This is a genomic window from Muricoccus radiodurans (assembly GCF_050154705.1).
Taxonomy (GTDB): Bacteria; Pseudomonadota; Alphaproteobacteria; order Acetobacterales; family Acetobacteraceae; genus Roseomonas; species Roseomonas radiodurans.
Map to the genome: position 1 here is coordinate 2,891,648 of NZ_CP189561.1, position 14,867 is coordinate 2,906,514.

The window sequence follows — 14,867 nt, forward strand, 5'->3', positions numbered from 1 at the left end:
TCCATGGCTGACGTGCAGTACGCCGAACTGGAACGGCTGCCGCGAGTAACGAGCGAGATCGCGAATGCGCGGCCGATCCTGGAGCGGTTCAGCCCCGCCCTGCCACCATCTGTCAATCTGGCCGGATTTCTTCGGGCGGCCTTCGACATCGCGGACGTGCTGCGCACCCACGGCTTTCGCCGCGAGGCCGGTCAGGTCGATGCGCATCTGCGATACCTGGCGGCGAAGGCCCGGACGGAGCCAGACAGTATCCGCGCGGGCGAGCCTTTCGGCGTTCATCCGCAGGTGGTCGTGGACGCAGTGCAGAACATCACGGCCGTGATCGCGGCAGCCTCCGATGCACAATCGCGGTCCCGGCCGGCCGGCGACTCCGCCGTCCCGGCCGGGGTCATGGAACTGATCGAGGCGGCCGAGCGGCAGCTTCAGGGTTGGTGCTCGCGCCAGAAGTCACTCGCGATCGTCTCGGCCGTCCTCGACCTTCGCCCGGAGGTCTGCGTGGAGATCGGCGTCTATGGCGGGCGGTCCGCGGTGCCCTGCGCCGCGGCCCTTCGTCACCTCGGCCAGGGGGTGCTCTACGGCGTCGAGAGCTGGAGTCCCGCGGTCGCCGTGGAGCATCCGACGACGCCGGTGAACGATGCGTGGTGGTCCAACCTGGACCTGGGCAGCATCAAGGAGAACTTCTTCCGCTTCGTGGTGGAGCAGGGGCTGACGCGGCAGATCCGGATCGTGGAGGCACCGTCCGCGAGGGCGCACCACCTTTTCGGGGAGATCGACTTCCTGCACATCGACGGAGCTCACTCCGTCGTCAATGCGGCGGAGGACGTCATCCTCTATGCGCAGAAGGTGCGGCGCGGGGGAATCGTGGTGTTCGACGACGTGAACTGGGCGACGACGGCGCCCGCGATGGGAATCCTGCAATCTCTCTGCGAAACGGTGGAGGAGCTGACGGACCCGGCGACGGGCAAGCCCCTATGCGCCTTCCTGCGCCGCCTGTGAGTCCGGGATGAGCGGCGGGTTGCCGCGCGCCGGGGTCGTGATGCCGCGATGAATGGGCCGCCCCCGCCCATGATGATCTGGGCCCGACTGAAGGGAGCCCCTCGTCCCAGGTGGGACGAGGTGGGTGATGTCGCGACATGATGGGTCAGGCGACAGGCGAACTGCTGACATCTGTTGCCGGGATGGTCCGCGAAGATCGGGCCGCGGAGGCGAAGCGTCGGCTGCAGGAGGGTCTCGCCCGCGCTCCCGCGCCGCCTGGCTTCGGGGTTTTCGCCGCGGCGATCCTTCTTGGCCTGCGCGACATGCCCTTCGTCGACGAGGATGTCCCGTCGCTCGCGGTGCTCCTGCAGGAGGGAAGCTATGCCGGGCTGCCGCGCCTCGCAGGGGCGGTGCTGCGGATGGCGCGGGACCCCGCCGACGAGATGGCCCGCATGGATGCGGCGAGCTTGCTGCTGGACGCGGGCGAGCCGCACTGGGCCGAGCAGGCGATGCTCCCCGGCTGGCATCGCGACGCGAGCGCGCTGTTCTGCCGGGTCATGAGCGGTGTCTGGAACGTCCTTGGCCGCCAGGCGCTCGCCCTGGAGAGCGCCCGCGCGGCGGTGCGGCGGGAGCCGGGCCTGGCGGATTACCACGTCCACCACGCGGGCCTCCTGCTGCAAGGCCAGGAGCCGGGGAGTGCGCTTCTCGCGGCCGGACGTGCCATCGGCCTGAGGCCGGACGAGCCGGTGGCCTGGCGGCAGGCCAGCGCCGCCTTCCTGGCGATGGGCCATACCGCGGAGGCGATCGAGGCGAGCCGGCAGGCGGCGGCCCTGTCGGCCGACCAGCAGGGCTTCGCTGAGGAGGTGCTCGTCTCGGCCGGGGCTGAGGCGCTGCGGTCGGAGGCCGGGTGGGGGGAAGCCGACAGCCCGGGCGACGATGCCCCCTCCCCCGCGCGGCAATGGCCGGCCTGGGCCCGGCCGCCCGCCGTCCTGGCCGAACCCCGGCGCGACGGCCTGGCCCGCTTCGCCGCCGCCCGGCTGCGGGTCCTTGACGCCCTGATGCTCCGGGAGGCGCGCACCTTCTTCACGCACAGCAAGCTCGGCTACACCTGGGCCCTGTTCGAGCCACTGACGCATGTCTTCGTGCTGATGATCGCGATCAGCTTCCTCGGCGGCGATCATCCGCCGGTGATCGGTGACAGCCTGCCTGTCTTCTACATGACGGGCGTCCTGCCCTACCTCTTCCTCTGCCATCTCACGGAAAAGGGGATGGATCTCGCGCGGTCGCAGCGCGTGGTCCTCACCCTGCCGACCGTCAACCTCGCTGACGTGATCGCCGCCAGCCTGCTGCTGCGCGCGGCGACCGATGCGGTGGTCCTCATCGTCTCCGTGGGCGTGTTCATCGCGATCGGGATGGCGGAATTGCCGCGAGACGCCTTGTCGCTCGTGCTCGCCTATCTCCTCCTCTTCCTGCTTGGCTCCGGAATCGCCGCCGTGAACATGGCGCTGTCCACGCTGAGCAGCGTGCCGGAGAAGATCTGGCCGATCGCCCTGCGCGCCTTCTACTTCCTCTCCGGCATCTTCTATCACCCGGACGCGATGCCGACGGAGTTCCGGGAGATCGTGCTCTGGAACCCGCTGCTGCACGTGATCGAGTGGGTGCGGCAGGCCTATTTCCCGCTCTATGTCTCGCCGTATCTGGACACGGGCTATGTGTTCCGCTGCGCCGTGGCGGCGCTGCTGCTGGGCACGCTCGCGGCGGCGGCGGCCAGCCGCCGCGCGCGGCTGGTGCACTGAGGCGCGGCCGTGATCCTTCTGGATGAGGTCAGCAAGAGCTATCCGATCCATGGCGGGGGGCGACGGGAGGTGCTGCGGGACGTGTCCATTGCCCTGCCGCACGGCCGCAACATCGGCATCCTGGGCGGGAACGGGGCGGGGAAGTCCACGCTGCTGCGCCTGATCGCGGGCTCCGAGCCGCCGGATCGGGGGAGAGTACGCCGCACCTGCCGGGTGTCCTTCCCACTTGGGTTTACCGGCACCTTCCATGGCGGGCTGTCGGGGCGGGAGAACGCGACCTTCCTCGCGCGCATCTACGGGGCGGACCCGCGCGCGGTGCTCGACTTCGTGCACGACTTCGCGGAGCTCGGGCCCTATCTCGACATGCCGGTCGAGACCTATTCGGCCGGCATGTCCGCGCGCCTCGCCTTCGGGCTGACGCTGGCGATCGACTTCGACGTGTACCTGGTGGACGAGATCACCGAGGTGGGCGACGCGCGCTTCCGCGCGAAGTCGGCCCGGGCCTTCCGGGAGCGGCTGGGGCGCTCCTCCGTGATCCTCGTCTCGCACAGCAGCACCACGATCCGCGCGCTGTGCGACTGCTGCGCCATCCTCTCGGGCGGCGCGCTGCACCCCTACGAGACGGTGGAGGACGGCATGGCGGCCTATGCCGCGCTGATGGGAGTGGCCGATGCCTGAGGGACAGCTGACCGCCGAGCCGAGGGGCGAGGCCCGGCCCCTGGCGCCGATCCCGCGCGGGGAGGCGTTGCAGACGGGGAGCGGGGCGCCGCCGGTGATCGCCGTTCCCCGGCAGGCGCCGCAGCGGGCGGGCGGGACGCGCTGGATCGCCCTGCTCGGGCTCGCGGCCTTCCTGGGCTATGCGGGTTATGAGCTCGGCTGGGCGTCGGACCTCTATGCCACGGAGATCCGCTTCGCCGTGCGGCAGGCGGACACGCCGCGGCTCCAGCCCGGGCCGAGCCTCCTCGGCGGCGGGATGCTGGCGACGGTGACCGAGAGCAACGCGGTGGTGCAGTACCTCCGCAGCCGCGACGCGCTGGACGGGCTGGCGGCGCGGCTGGACCTCCGGCGGATGTTCGGCCGGGCGGAGATCGATCCGCTCTCCCGCCTCTCGGCCGACGCCTCGCCGGAGGCGCTGCTGCGGCACCTGGAGGGGCATCTCCGCCCGCATTTCGACCACACGAGCGGCATCGTCACGGTCCAGCTCCGTGCCTTCTCGGCGGAGGAGGCGCGGGACCTGGCGGTGGCGGTGGAGGCGCTGGCGGAGGCGCTGGTGAACCGCATGTCGCTGACGGCGCGGCAGGGGCTGCTGGCCGCCGTGCAGGGCGAGGCGGCGGAGGCCGAGCGGAAGCTGGCCGGGCTGCGCGACCGCCTGCGCGAGTTTCGCGAGCGGAACGCGCGGCTGGACCCTCGGCGCAGCGCCGCGGCGGCGGACGAGCTGCGGGCCCGACTGGAGACGGAGATCTCCGCCCAGCGCGCGCTGCTCGACCAGCAGCGCCGCTACCTGGCCGAGGGGGCGCCGCCCGTGATCCAGGCGCGCGAGCGGCTGGAGGCGCTGGAGCGCGAGCTGCGAGAGCAGATCCGGCGCAACACCGGCGCGGGGGACGAGGCGCTGACGGTCGCGCTGCGCGGCTACGAGGCGCTGGAGGCGGACACGCAGGCCGCGCAGAAGTCCTACGAGGCCGTGCTCGCGACGCTCGAGCGCACGCGCAGCGACGCCGACCGGCAGCAGATCTACCTCGCCCATGTCGTGCGACCCTCCCTGCCCGGTTCGCCGAGCTATCCACGGCACTGGCAGAACATCGGCACGGCGGCGGCGCTGTGCGGGCTCGGCGGGCTGCTTCTGCTGCTGCTCGTCCGCACCCTTCGGGAGCATGTGCGCTAGGCGCTGGCCGCGATCGTCCGGCGACGCGGGGCGGGGGAGCCGTCGCCCACGCGGGGCGGCGGCTGTAGAAGGAGGCGATGTCCTCCTCCGTCGATCCCCGTCCGACTCTCGCGGCCCCCGATGACGACCCCTGGCTCTGGCTGGAGGAGGTGGAGGGGGAGCGGGCTCTCGCCTGGGTCGAGGCGCAGAACGCCGCCACGCTGGGCCGCCTGGCCGATGCGCGCTTCCGGGCCGACCGGGACGCGGTGAAGGCCGCGCTCGATCGCCCGGACAAGCTGCCCTACGTCACCCGGCGCGGCGATCGGCTCTACAATTTCTGGCAGGACGCCGCGCATCCGCGGGGGATCTGGCGGCGCACCCGCCTCGAGAGCTACCGCGCGACGGACCCGGACTGGGAGGTGCTGCTCGACCTCGACGCCCTGGCGCGGGCCGAGGGCGAGGACTGGGTCTGGCAAGGCGCCACCACCCTGCCCCCGACCCATGAGCGCGGCGTGCTCAGCCTCTCCCGCGGCGGCGGCGACGCGGTGGTGCTGCGGGAATTCGATCTCGTCGCCCGGGCGTTCGTGGCGGGCGGCTTCGTGCTGCCCGAGGCGAAGGGCGGCGTGGGGTGGGTGGATGCGGACACGCTGCTCCTCTCCTCGGCCCTGGGGGAGGGCATGGCGACGCGGTCCGGCTATGCCCGCACCGTCCGGCTGTGGTCGCGCGGCACCGATCCGGCAGCGGCGGCCGTGATCTTCGCCTGCGACGAGGATCACATGGCCGCCTGGGGGAGCGTGGACCGGGAGGTGCCGGGGCGGCTGGTCTTCGCCGACCAGATCGGCTTCTACGACGCCGCGGTCCATCTCGGGGACCGGACGGGCCCGCTGCGGCGGCTCGACCTGCCCGCCGATGCCGAGCCCCGCTGGCAGCGCGGGTGGCTGGCGGTGCGGCCCCGCAACCCCTGGACGTTGGAGGGGATTACCCACGCGCCGGACACGCTGCTCGGCATCGGGCTGGACGCCTTCCTGGACGGCGACCGGCGCTTCCAGGTCTTGTTCACGCCGGGGGAGCGACGGGCGCTGGAGGGCTTCTTCTGGTGCGACGGCCGCCTGGTCGTGTCCGTGCTGGACGAGCTGCGGCCGGACTTCACGGTCCTCACCCCCGGAGAGGGGGAATGGCGCAGCGAGCGGCTGGCCGGCCTGCCGCGCACGGGGGTGGCCCATCTCTGGCCGTTGGACAGCGTGGCGGAGGAATCCGACGGGGCGCTGCTGGCCCAGGTGGAGGACCCGATCACCCCGGCCAGCCTGATGCTGACGGATACGCGGCTTTCCACGCCCGTGCTGCTACGGCGTTCCTCGCCCACCTTCGACGCCACCGGGCTCGTCGTCACGCGGCACGAGGCGGTGTCGGTGGATGGCGAGCGCATCCCCTATGTCCAGACCGGGCCGGCCGGGGAGACCGGCGCGGCGCCGGTGCACCTGTCCGGCTATGGCGGCTTCCGCGTCTCGCGCCTGCCCCATTACCAGGGGATGGCGGGCAAGCTCTGGCTGGAGAAGGGCGGCACGACGGTCGTGGCGAACATCCGCGGCGGCGGCGAGTTCGGCACGCGCTGGCACGAGGCCGGGCGGCGCGAGGGCAAGCGCCTGTCGCATGACGACTTCGCCGCGGTGGCGGCGGATCTCGTGCGGCGCGGCGTCACCCGCCCCGGGCGGATCGCTGCCGAGGGAGGATCGAATGGCGGGCTGCTGATCGCGAACATGCTGACGCGCTACCCCGAGCGCTTCGGGGCGCTGTTCTGCACCATCCCGCTGATCGACATGCGCCGCTACAGCCGCCTTCTCGCCGGGGCGAGCTGGATCGCCGAGTACGGCGATCCGGCGGACCCGCAGGACTGGGCCTTCCTGCAGCACATCTCCGCCTATCACGTCGCGGAGCCCGGGCGGGCCTATCCGCCCATCCTGATCGCCACCACCCGGCGGGACGACCGCGTGCATCCGGGCCATGCGCGCAAGATGGCGGCGAAGCTCCAGGCCATGGGCTACCCGGCCCTGTTCCACGAGCCGGCGGCGGGCGGCCACGGTTACGGCAAGGACAACGGGGAGGTGGCGGGCTTCGCAGCCCTCGGCGCCGCGTTCCTGCGCCGCGCGATCGGGTGGGAGGAGACGGTTCCGGCCTAGGGTTCCGCGCGGCGTGGCGGACGGTCAGCCGCCCGAGAAGGGCACGGGAAGGTCGAGCGCCGCCATCTTCCGCTCCAGCCCCGGGAGCGGGACGAAGGAGCCCGGACGGAAGCGGGCGGTGAAGGCGGCGACATAGGCGGCCTCGTCCGGGTAGAGCAGGTGGTCGACGAGGTGCATCCCCTTCCCCCGCGCCTCCTTGTGGGCGCGGAGGGTTTCTTCCCGGAAGTCGGGCACGCGGCCCACGAGCTTCTGCCGCGCATGGGCGCGCAGCGTGTCGAAGGGCTTGAAGTGGAAATGCGCGTTCACGAGGCGCGTGGGGACGTAGATCTGGCCGGTCTTGGACCGGCCGCGGTGAAAGCCGAGGTCAAGGTCCACGCAGGCATCGCGGGCGAAGAAGCACTTCTTCCGGCCGCCCTTGTAGACATAGCGGCCGGGCTCTCCGGGATGGTTGTCGTAGCCGCCGGCGAGGGTCAGCACGTCGGGGCAGTCGAGGTGCGGGCGCAGCTCCGCCTCGATGTCCGCCATCTCGAAGGAGACGTTGCCCTTCTCGTCCCGCACGCCGAGGAACTCGTCGCAGTCGAGCGGGAAGTAGAAGTCGCGCGGCGCCTCCGCGTCGAGCTGGCGGATCTTCGCGGCGAGGATGCCGCCCTTGTTGGCGAAGTCCTCGGGCGTGTCGAAGCGACGCTCGACGAAGACGCCCTCGGCCTCGATGCGGTCGAGGAAGGCGAGCACCTGCGGGTCGTCGGACCCGTTGTCGTGGATGAAGAGGTTCTCCCGGCCGAACTGCTCTCCGTAATAGCCGACCCAGATCGGCAGCAGATCCGCCTCGTTCTTCTGCATGAGCACGGCGGCGATCTTCATCGGAGCGTGGTTCTCCAGAAAGGCGGCGGGCTCCGCGCCCGCCTGGGTCCGAGACCGGGGCGGATCGGATTTACGCCGTCCCGCTCCGGATGACGAGGCGGGCGCCGGGCCGGATGCGGGCCTCGGCGACGCGGAAGAAGCCGTTGCGGAAGGGGATGTCCTGCTCGCCCAGGAGCAGCGGCACGGCCCCCTCGAGCAGGAAGGTCGCGGCGCCGCCGCGGTGGCGCAGCACGAGGCCCGACCCCGTCATGTCCAGGCGGGCCCGTTCCTCCCCGTCCGAGGAGAAGACGGGCCAGCGGAGCAGCACGGGCGCGTCCCAATCCGCCCATTCGTAGGTCACGGCCAGCTCGCCCGGGCGGAGGAGGTGGTGCTCCCGCACCCAGGCCGGGCGCTGGCCCTCCAGCCGGTGCTCCACCGTGAAGAGAAGGCTGTTTCCGCTGCGGCGGGGCGGGCCCGCCTCGCAGGTGGCGCGGCTGGCCGGGGTGGCGGCCAGGCTGTCGATGGGGTGGCCGTCCAGGTCGCGCTCGGTGCCCTGCGGCGCGTGCCAGGCGAGGCCGATCGCGCTCGCCGCCCGCGGGCCTTCCGGCAGCTCGTGCACGGGGTCCGGCGGCGATCCATCTCCCACAGCGAGGGAGGAGGGCTGGTCCGCGAAGTGGACGCGGATCAGCCCCCGGGGCGTCTGGCGCGGCGTCGGGGCGGTGGCGATCACCGCCTGCGTGCCGCCGGCGTTGGCGACGAACTTGTCGATGGGCGGGCCGACGCGGAGAGAGCTGTGCCCGACCTCCGCCGGGGTGGGCCGCTCCGCCACCGCCTCGGTCGCGCCGGCATGCTCATAGGCGTAGCCGAGCGCCGTGGCCGCGAGGAGGTTGTAGTTCGCGTGCATCGAGTAGTGCTCGAAGCCGTGCCGCAGCGAGGGGTGGGCGCGGTTCTTCACGACCTGGAGGTCGCCCTCCGGACGGCGCCAGAGGCGGATGGCCGCCAGGGCCCGGCGGGCGGCGCGCTTGTGGATGCCCGCCAGGGCCGCGTCGCCGGCGCGGAGGGCGCGGGCGGCCGCGATCTCGAAGATCACGCATTGCGCGGCGTCGGGCCAGGTGTGGTGGGCGCTGCGGCCGCCCGGGGCCAGCTCGCCGGTCGGGGATTGCAGCAGCAGGGAGCCGAGCGCGCCGCGGTCGAGGGCCTCTTCCAGCTCCGCGCGGGCGGGGCCGTCATAGCCCCATGCGAGCATGTCCCCGAGCCAGGCGCGGGGGAAGGCGTCGTAGGTGGTCGGGCCCTCCCCGTAGAGGCCGTGCTCGTTGCTGAACATCTTGCCCTGGCCGAGGAGGGAGTCCGCCGCGTAGCCGAAGCCCTCCCGCAGGCCGAGGGTGGAGAGCAGGTATTCGCCGGAGAGCGCCTTGCAGTTCCAGTTGGAGCCGGAGCCTCCATTCCCGCCGACGCGCTTGCGGTAGGTCTTGTACGGATCGAAGCCGCGCAGGGCGCGGACCGCCGGTTCCAGCCGCTCCGCCGGGACGCGCGGGGCGAGGAGGCGATAGGCGTGCGCGAGGGGCGAGGGGTAGAAATCCTCATGGCCCGTCGCGGCGGCCCGGCGGGACAGGGCGTCGCTCGCGTGCAGGAAGGCGCGGAGGGCGGGTTCGAGGAGTTCCGGCCGATCGCCTTCCGTGGCGGCCAGGGCGGCGGCATAGGCGAAGCAGGGCGTGGCGTACTGGAACTCGACGTGGCTGTAAGGGTCCACGATGAATCCCGCCGCGTCCTGGCAGGCGGCGAAGCGGGTCGCGCTGCCCACCACGAGGTTGAGATAGTCGCGGCGCGACAGGCCGGTCGGCGGGAGAGGTTCGTCGTCGAGCCGCTCGGCGCGCCAGGCCGCGAAGACGGCGCGCGCCCCCTCCCCGGTCTCGGGCGGAAGCTTCCACTCGTTCCGCCGCACGGTGCGGGAGAGCGCCTGGACCGCGGTGGGACCACCCCCGGCGGGTTCGGCGACGAGGCTGTTCACCGCCCAGGGCGCGCCGTCCGGCGAGAAGACGACATCCACGGGGTCTTCCGCCACCTCCACGCCGGCGGTGACGGTGGTGAACTGGCGGCCCTGCGTGGCCACGGACGGAATTTCGCCCGCGGCCCCCGCGATCCGGATGGTGGTGCCCCGCGGGACACCCTTTCCGTCGCCGCAGGAGATGGAGAGGCGCCAGGCGCCGGGAGGCAGGGAGATGCGCAGGGTCGCCAGCCCCGCCCCGACGGTGACGGCGCGCCTGAAGGGGTCGTCCACGTCGCGCTCGACGGCCTTGAGGCCGCGCGGAGCCACCCAGCCATAGCCGGTCTTCGGGCTGTAGCGCGTCTCCGGCAGGACCCGGACGTAGCCCTTGGGCAGGGGACCGGGGCCGAGCAGGAAGCGCCGGGGGCGCGGGAGGGCGGGGAAGGTCCCCTCCCCCACGGTCCCGGCGGCCGGGGCGGCGTGCGCGGTCACGGCCCGGCCCCGGCCGGGGCCTCGGCCCGGTCGGCGCGGGCCCAGGCGGCCAGGGCGGCGATCCCCTCCTCCACGCTCACGCGGGGGGACCAGCCGAGCAGCGCCCGCGCCCGGGCGGTGTCGGCCACGGCGTGCCGCACGTCGCCCGGGCGGAAGGTGCCGGTGACGCGCATGCAGGTGGAGGGGTCGCGCCCCGTCTCCCGCGCCAGCATCCGCGCGACCTCCTGGATCGAGACGCCGCGGCCGGTGCCGATGTTGATCGGCGCGTCGTCCAGGCGTTCCGCCTCCGCGGCCATGACCAGGGACCGCACGACGTCGTCCACGAAGACGAAGTCCCGGACGATCTCGCCGTCCTCGTAGATGTTCAGGTCGCCGCCGCGCAGCAGCGTCTCGATGAAGACCGACAGCACGCCGGTGTAGGGATTCCGCAGCGACTGGCCGGGGCCGTAGACGTTCTGGAAGCGCAGGATCGCGAGCGACCAGCCCGCCGCCGCGGCGCATTGCTGGAGCATGTGCTCCTGCATGAGCTTGCTGGAGGCGTAGATGGAGGCCGGACGGGGCGGGCAGGTCTCGGGCGTCGGGATGGGCCGCGTCGCCGGGCCCTCCGGCAGGACCGGGGCGAAGCGGCCGGCGGCCATGTCCTCTATGGCGCGGGCGGGCGGCACGGCGAGCCCGCCGGCGGCGTCGAGATAGGCGCCCTCCCCGTACACGGCGCGGGTCGCGGTCAGGACGATGCGCGGCGCGGTCAGCGCGGCCTCCCGCATCGCCTCGATCAGGTGGGCGGTGCCCATGACGTTGACGTCGCAGTAGCGCGCGACGAGGTCGAGCGACTGGCCCGTGCCGGTGTCGGCCGCGAGGTGGAACACGAGGTCCGGACGGGATTCCCGGACGATGTCGCGCAGCGCGGCGGCGTCGCGGACGTCGCCGCGGCGCCAGGTCACGTCGCCCGGCACCTCGGGGAAGCGGGCGTCCGGCCCGTGCACCTGGGGCAGGAGGTTGTCCAGCACCCAGACCCGCATGCCCTTCGCGAGGAGGGCGCGGACGAGGCGCGAGCCGATGAAGCCCGCGCCGCCGGTGACGAGGGCGCGGGGGGGCGGGGCTTCGTCGGTCGTGGTCATGCTCCGCCGGCTACTCCGCGGCCGCGGCGGTGTTGGTGATGCGCTCCTCGTCGCAGAGCACCGCGACCATCTCGCCCATGCTCTCGAGATGCGTGCTCATGGCCTCGGCCGCGCCCGGCTCCCGGGCGGCCGGGGCCGCGACGACGCCGCCGTAGTGGCGCAGGAAGACCGACATGACGTGCTGCACCCCCGCTTCCGCCACGTTCCGCCTGTCCGGCCCGAAGTAGCGCCCGCCCGTGAAGGGGCTGGTGATGATCTCGTAGGAGGGGAAGTAGTCGCAGAGCGGGGTGGATCCGCAGACCTGCTCCGCCGCGACGCGCAGCACGGCCTTGGAGTAGGCGGTGGAGACCGCGACGTGTCGGTCGAGCGCGGTGGCGTTCAGCGGCACCGGGGAGACGGTGATGATCGTCTTCACGCCGGGATTGCGGTCCCGGATGAAGTCGAGCGACCAGCGCAGATCGGCCACGATCTCCTCCACCCCGAAGTTGCGGAAGCGGTGGATCACGGGATCGTAGGTGCCGCCGACGACGCCGGGCGCGAGCGGGTAGGCGGCGCCGTCCCGGCCGTCCAGCCACGCCTCGGTCAGGCCGAGGGTGAAGACGAAGACGCGCATCGATTCCACCGCCCGGCGGATGGCGGCGAAATGCACCTCCCGGTCGAGCAGCAGCTCCGCCTCCGAGGTGAAGCCGTCCGGCTGGATCTGCGGGCGGAAGGGGTCCAGCACGCGGCCGTCGGGCGCGTGCCAGGCCGTCTCGAGCGGGCGGTAGAAGCCGTAGGCGCGTTCCAGCAGCTGGCGGAGCTGGCGCGCCGTGTAGACGTTGCCGTAGCGCGCGGTGAACAGGCCGTAGTTGAACTCGCTCGCGAGCGCGGCGGAGAAGATGGGGTGCGCGGGCTCGGTGACGAGGAAGTTGAAGCCGCTGCCGGCGAGGTGGCGCGCGACGTGCTGCGCGAAGCAGCTGCCCGCGGTGACGATCGGCTCCTCCGCCTCGATCCGGAAGGAGGGGTTCGTCACGGGATCGAAGAGCGCGGGATCGCGCAGCGCCGGCTCGTTCTTCCAGAACTGGTAGTCGGGGCGGTGGAGGTAGGGGTGGTTCCGCGTCACGGGGCGCACTCCATGATCTGGCGCAGCACGAGCCGGCCATACCGGTGGTTGCCATGGGTCGGGTCGCGCGTCGCGAACTCCGGGCGGAGATAGCCTTCCGCGTCCATCGATTCGGGCGGCACCTCCAGGAAGGCGATCCCGTTCTCGGCGCAGAAGTCCCGCACGATGGCGGAGTGCACGTGGTGCAGCTTGCGCCGCAGCCGCGCCGGGACGATGCCGGCGGCCAGCTTGTCGTGGAAGACGCGCGGCAGGTTCATCGGGTCGTCGATGGTGCCGAAGGGCGGTGGGCTGCAGAGATGCGCCACGGGCACGCCGAAGAGCGCCCGCGCCCCGGCCGCCAGCGCCATCTTGCGCGCCATGGCCGCGTGCAGCGTGCGCCGGATCATGCCGGAGGGCACGACCCAGCGGCCGGGCTCCACGCCGGGCACCGCGTCCAGGTGGAAGTCGAAGGGCACCGGCGCCTCGATGAGGCCGAAGACGCTGTGCTCGGAGCCGCCGAAGGCGGTGAAGACCCGCGCCGGCGCGTAGAGTTCCGCGAGCTCCGGCGCGAGGGTCTTGTGCCGCTTCCCCACCTCATAGGTCTTGCCGTAGTTGATCACCACGATGTCCAGGCCCGGATCGGCGAGCACGGCCTTCTCGATCGCCGTGGTGTGGGAATGGCCGATGACGAGGGCTCTGAGGGGCCTGGGGGCCATGCGCGGCGCGCACTCCTGCTGTCGCTGGGGACCCGGAACGGTCAGGACGGCCGCCTGCGGGGAGGGGCGCCCGCGAAGCCTACCCGGTGGCCTCCCTGGCCGCCAGTCCCGGCGCCTGAGACACGGCGCGCGGCGCGCTCAGGCGGCTACCGGCTGCGCCGGCGCGCTGCGGGGGGACCGCCTGTGCAGACGGGCGAGTTCGTCGCGCGCGGCGGCATGGTCGGGGTCGAGGCGCAGCGCCTCGTCCAGATGCAGCACCGCCTCCTCCGGACGCTCGAGCCGGATGAGTTCGGAGCCGAGGCGCCAGCGGTAATCCGCGGAGCGGGGATCCAGCGCGACGGCCTTGCCGAGCCACTGCGCCGCCTCCTCCGGCTGGCGCAGGCGGGAGAAGCCGATCCCGAGCTTGAAGTGCAGCCGCGCATCCCCCGGATCATAGGCGATCGCGGCGAGGAGCTGGGCGACCCCTTCCTGCGTCCGCCGCAGCCGCAGCAGGACGACGCCGTGGCGGGCCAGCGCCTGCGCCCGCATCGCGTGGTCCAGCTTCGCGCCGTGCTTGCGGAAGAGGTAGTCGTAGGCGGCGGCGCACTCGTCGTAGCGCTGCTCCCGGAAGAAGGCGGAGGCGGCGCTCATCACCTGCGCGGGATCGCTGCGGCGGTTCAGCCCGGGCACGTCGCCCGCGGCCGCCGCGCCGCCGGGCGCGGCGCCGGCATAGGTCTCCAGCACCGTCGCCATGATGGCGTCCACCACCTCCGGCCGGACATGGATGTTGTCCACCTCGAAGGCGATCCGACGGTCGGTGAGCGTCACCGCCTCGTAGCTCGGGAAGTAGTCCACGTCCGCGTGCTGCCGGACGAAGCTCTCGCAGGCCGCGCGCTGCACGGACTTGCTGTAGCTGTTCGCCACCAGCGCGTCGCGCCCGGTGAAGGTCGCCTTGAAGGGCACGGGGGAGACGGTGACGAGCATCCGCGCCTCCGGATGGCCGTAGCGGGCGAGCAGCGCGCGGATGCGCTCCAGGCCCTCGAGGATCTCGTCATGGCCGAGGACGTCGAGGCAGAAGCGGTCCGGCTCCCGCGCGATCGCCGCGCGGGGCGGCGTGCCGTTCAGGTAGAGGGAGGTGCGCAGGTCGTACCAAGCTTCCGCGAGGCCGAGCGTCACGATGACGAGCCCGCATTCGGGCAGCCGCGCCATCGCCGCCTGCACCTCCCGCCGCCGCTCCAGGACACGGTCGAAGGAGGCCGGGACGAGGTTGGGCGCGAGGTGTGGATCGTGCCAGGTGCCATCGCCGAGATCGAGGAAGAGCTCCTCATGGGGCACGCCGGGCGCCTCGAAGGCCCAGCGGATCTCGTTCTCCATCGAGTGGACGGTGTATTTGTTCAGGATGTCGTTCGCGGTTTCCGAGACGCGCTCTTCCCGCGGGATGTTCACCGCGGTCATCGGCAGCTCGAAGCCGAGCTGGACCAGCCGCCGCTCGATGTTGCGGGCGAAGCAGGAGCCGATGGTCATCACCGGCATGTCGCGCGAGAAGGTGAAGGAGGGCGACGGGACCGCCCGCGCGACGCCGGTCAGGCGGTTCGTCGGCCCGCGTCCGTCGGGCCAGAAGGCGTGTGCTGTCTTCTGGACCCGGGCGAATGCCTCGGTGGCGGGGATTCGCTCAATCGGCATGCGGGGTGGCCGGCTCCGGTTCCGTTGCGGGGCAGCCCCGGACAGTAGGTGGTCCTGGCATTCGGGTCAGCAGCTAATATGATCGCTGCTCGGCCGGCGCGGTGCGCCGACATGGGTGCGGGCCCTGCATCGCCACGGTATGAGGCGCGCTGCGGCGCGCGGACG

General features: G+C 72.6%; 11 protein-coding genes. 5 read left to right on the forward strand and 6 right to left on the reverse strand.

The window, feature by feature from the left end:
• The first annotated feature begins 3 nt into the window (after positions 1–3).
• The 5 genes from ACP6CK_RS14010 (at position 4) to ACP6CK_RS14030 (ending at position 6,809) form a co-directional block, all read left to right on the forward strand.
• Positions 4–996, forward strand: coding sequence for a class I SAM-dependent methyltransferase (locus tag ACP6CK_RS14010; RefSeq protein WP_426959658.1), 993 nt, complete (start codon positions 4–6; stop codon positions 994–996).
• 182 nt (positions 997–1,178) lie between these two features.
• Positions 1,179–2,771 carry an ABC transporter permease gene (locus tag ACP6CK_RS14015; protein ID WP_426959659.1) on the forward strand — a complete coding sequence of 531 codons (1,593 nt, stop codon included), beginning with the start codon at positions 1,179–1,181 and terminating at the stop codon, positions 2,769–2,771.
• A gap of 9 nt (positions 2,772–2,780) precedes the next feature.
• Positions 2,781–3,449, forward strand: a complete 669-nt coding sequence (locus ACP6CK_RS14020) for an ABC transporter ATP-binding protein (protein ID WP_426959661.1) — start codon at positions 2,781–2,783, stop codon at positions 3,447–3,449.
• Positions 3,442–4,653: a hypothetical protein gene (locus tag ACP6CK_RS14025; protein WP_426959662.1), complete on the forward strand. Its 1,212-nt coding sequence runs from the start codon at positions 3,442–3,444 to the stop codon at positions 4,651–4,653. The genes ACP6CK_RS14020 and ACP6CK_RS14025 overlap by 8 nt, the downstream gene beginning before the upstream one ends.
• Positions 4,654–4,730: 77 nt before the next feature.
• Positions 4,731–6,809, forward strand: coding sequence for a prolyl oligopeptidase family serine peptidase (locus ACP6CK_RS14030; RefSeq protein ID WP_426959664.1), 2,079 nt, complete (start codon positions 4,731–4,733; stop codon positions 6,807–6,809).
• A 24-nt stretch (positions 6,810–6,833) separates the two neighbouring features.
• Here ACP6CK_RS14030 and ACP6CK_RS14035 read toward each other — a convergent pair whose 3' ends face one another.
• The 6 genes from ACP6CK_RS14035 to ACP6CK_RS14060 all read right to left on the reverse strand — a co-directional run bounded on the left by ACP6CK_RS14035 (position 6,834) and on the right by ACP6CK_RS14060 (position 14,702).
• Positions 6,834–7,670, reverse strand: a complete 837-nt coding sequence (locus ACP6CK_RS14035) for a glycosyltransferase family 2 protein (RefSeq protein WP_426959665.1) — start codon at positions 7,668–7,670, stop codon at positions 6,834–6,836.
• A 70-nt stretch (positions 7,671–7,740) separates the two neighbouring features.
• Positions 7,741–10,125 carry a hypothetical protein gene (locus ACP6CK_RS14040; protein WP_426959667.1) on the reverse strand — a complete coding sequence of 795 codons (2,385 nt, stop codon included), beginning with the start codon at positions 10,123–10,125 and terminating at the stop codon, positions 7,741–7,743.
• Entirely contained in the window at positions 10,122–11,243 is a 1,122-nt protein-coding gene (locus ACP6CK_RS14045) for an NAD-dependent epimerase/dehydratase family protein (protein ID WP_426959668.1), read from the reverse strand. The genes ACP6CK_RS14040 and ACP6CK_RS14045 overlap by 4 nt, the downstream gene beginning before the upstream one ends.
• Before the next feature lie 10 nt (positions 11,244–11,253).
• Positions 11,254–12,345 (reverse strand): GSCFA domain-containing protein, encoded by a 1,092-nt coding sequence (locus ACP6CK_RS14050; protein WP_426959669.1) that lies wholly within the window; start codon positions 12,343–12,345, stop codon positions 11,254–11,256.
• Positions 12,342–13,040 (reverse strand): hypothetical protein, encoded by a 699-nt coding sequence (locus ACP6CK_RS14055; RefSeq protein ID WP_426959670.1) that lies wholly within the window; start codon positions 13,038–13,040, stop codon positions 12,342–12,344. The genes ACP6CK_RS14050 and ACP6CK_RS14055 overlap by 4 nt, the downstream gene beginning before the upstream one ends.
• A gap of 138 nt (positions 13,041–13,178) precedes the next feature.
• Positions 13,179–14,702: a GSCFA domain-containing protein gene (locus ACP6CK_RS14060; RefSeq protein ID WP_426959671.1), complete on the reverse strand. Its 1,524-nt coding sequence runs from the start codon at positions 14,700–14,702 to the stop codon at positions 13,179–13,181.
• Between the last annotated feature and the right edge of the window lie 165 nt (positions 14,703–14,867).

What these genes read in the sequence shown, in the direction of transcription:
- ACP6CK_RS14010 (WP_426959658.1), top strand. Translation starts at nt 4, where the DNA reads ATGGCTGACGTGCAGTACGCCGAACTGGAACGGCTGCCGCGAGTAACG.
- ACP6CK_RS14015 (WP_426959659.1), top strand. Translation starts at nt 1,179, where the DNA reads ATGGTCCGCGAAGATCGGGCCGCGGAGGCGAAGCGTCGGCTGCAGGAG.
- ACP6CK_RS14025 (WP_426959662.1), top strand. Translation starts at nt 3,442, where the DNA reads ATGCCTGAGGGACAGCTGACCGCCGAGCCGAGGGGCGAGGCCCGGCCC.
- ACP6CK_RS14030 (WP_426959664.1), top strand. Translation starts at nt 4,731, where the DNA reads ATGTCCTCCTCCGTCGATCCCCGTCCGACTCTCGCGGCCCCCGATGAC.
- ACP6CK_RS14035 (WP_426959665.1), bottom strand. Translation starts at nt 7,670, where the DNA reads ATGAAGATCGCCGCCGTGCTCATGCAGAAGAACGAGGCGGATCTGCTG.
- ACP6CK_RS14045 (WP_426959668.1), bottom strand. Translation starts at nt 11,243, where the DNA reads ATGACCACGACCGACGAAGCCCCGCCCCCCCGCGCCCTCGTCACCGGC.
- ACP6CK_RS14055 (WP_426959670.1), bottom strand. Translation starts at nt 13,040, where the DNA reads ATGGCCCCCAGGCCCCTCAGAGCCCTCGTCATCGGCCATTCCCACACC.
- ACP6CK_RS14060 (WP_426959671.1), bottom strand. Translation starts at nt 14,702, where the DNA reads ATGCCGATTGAGCGAATCCCCGCCACCGAGGCATTCGCCCGGGTCCAG.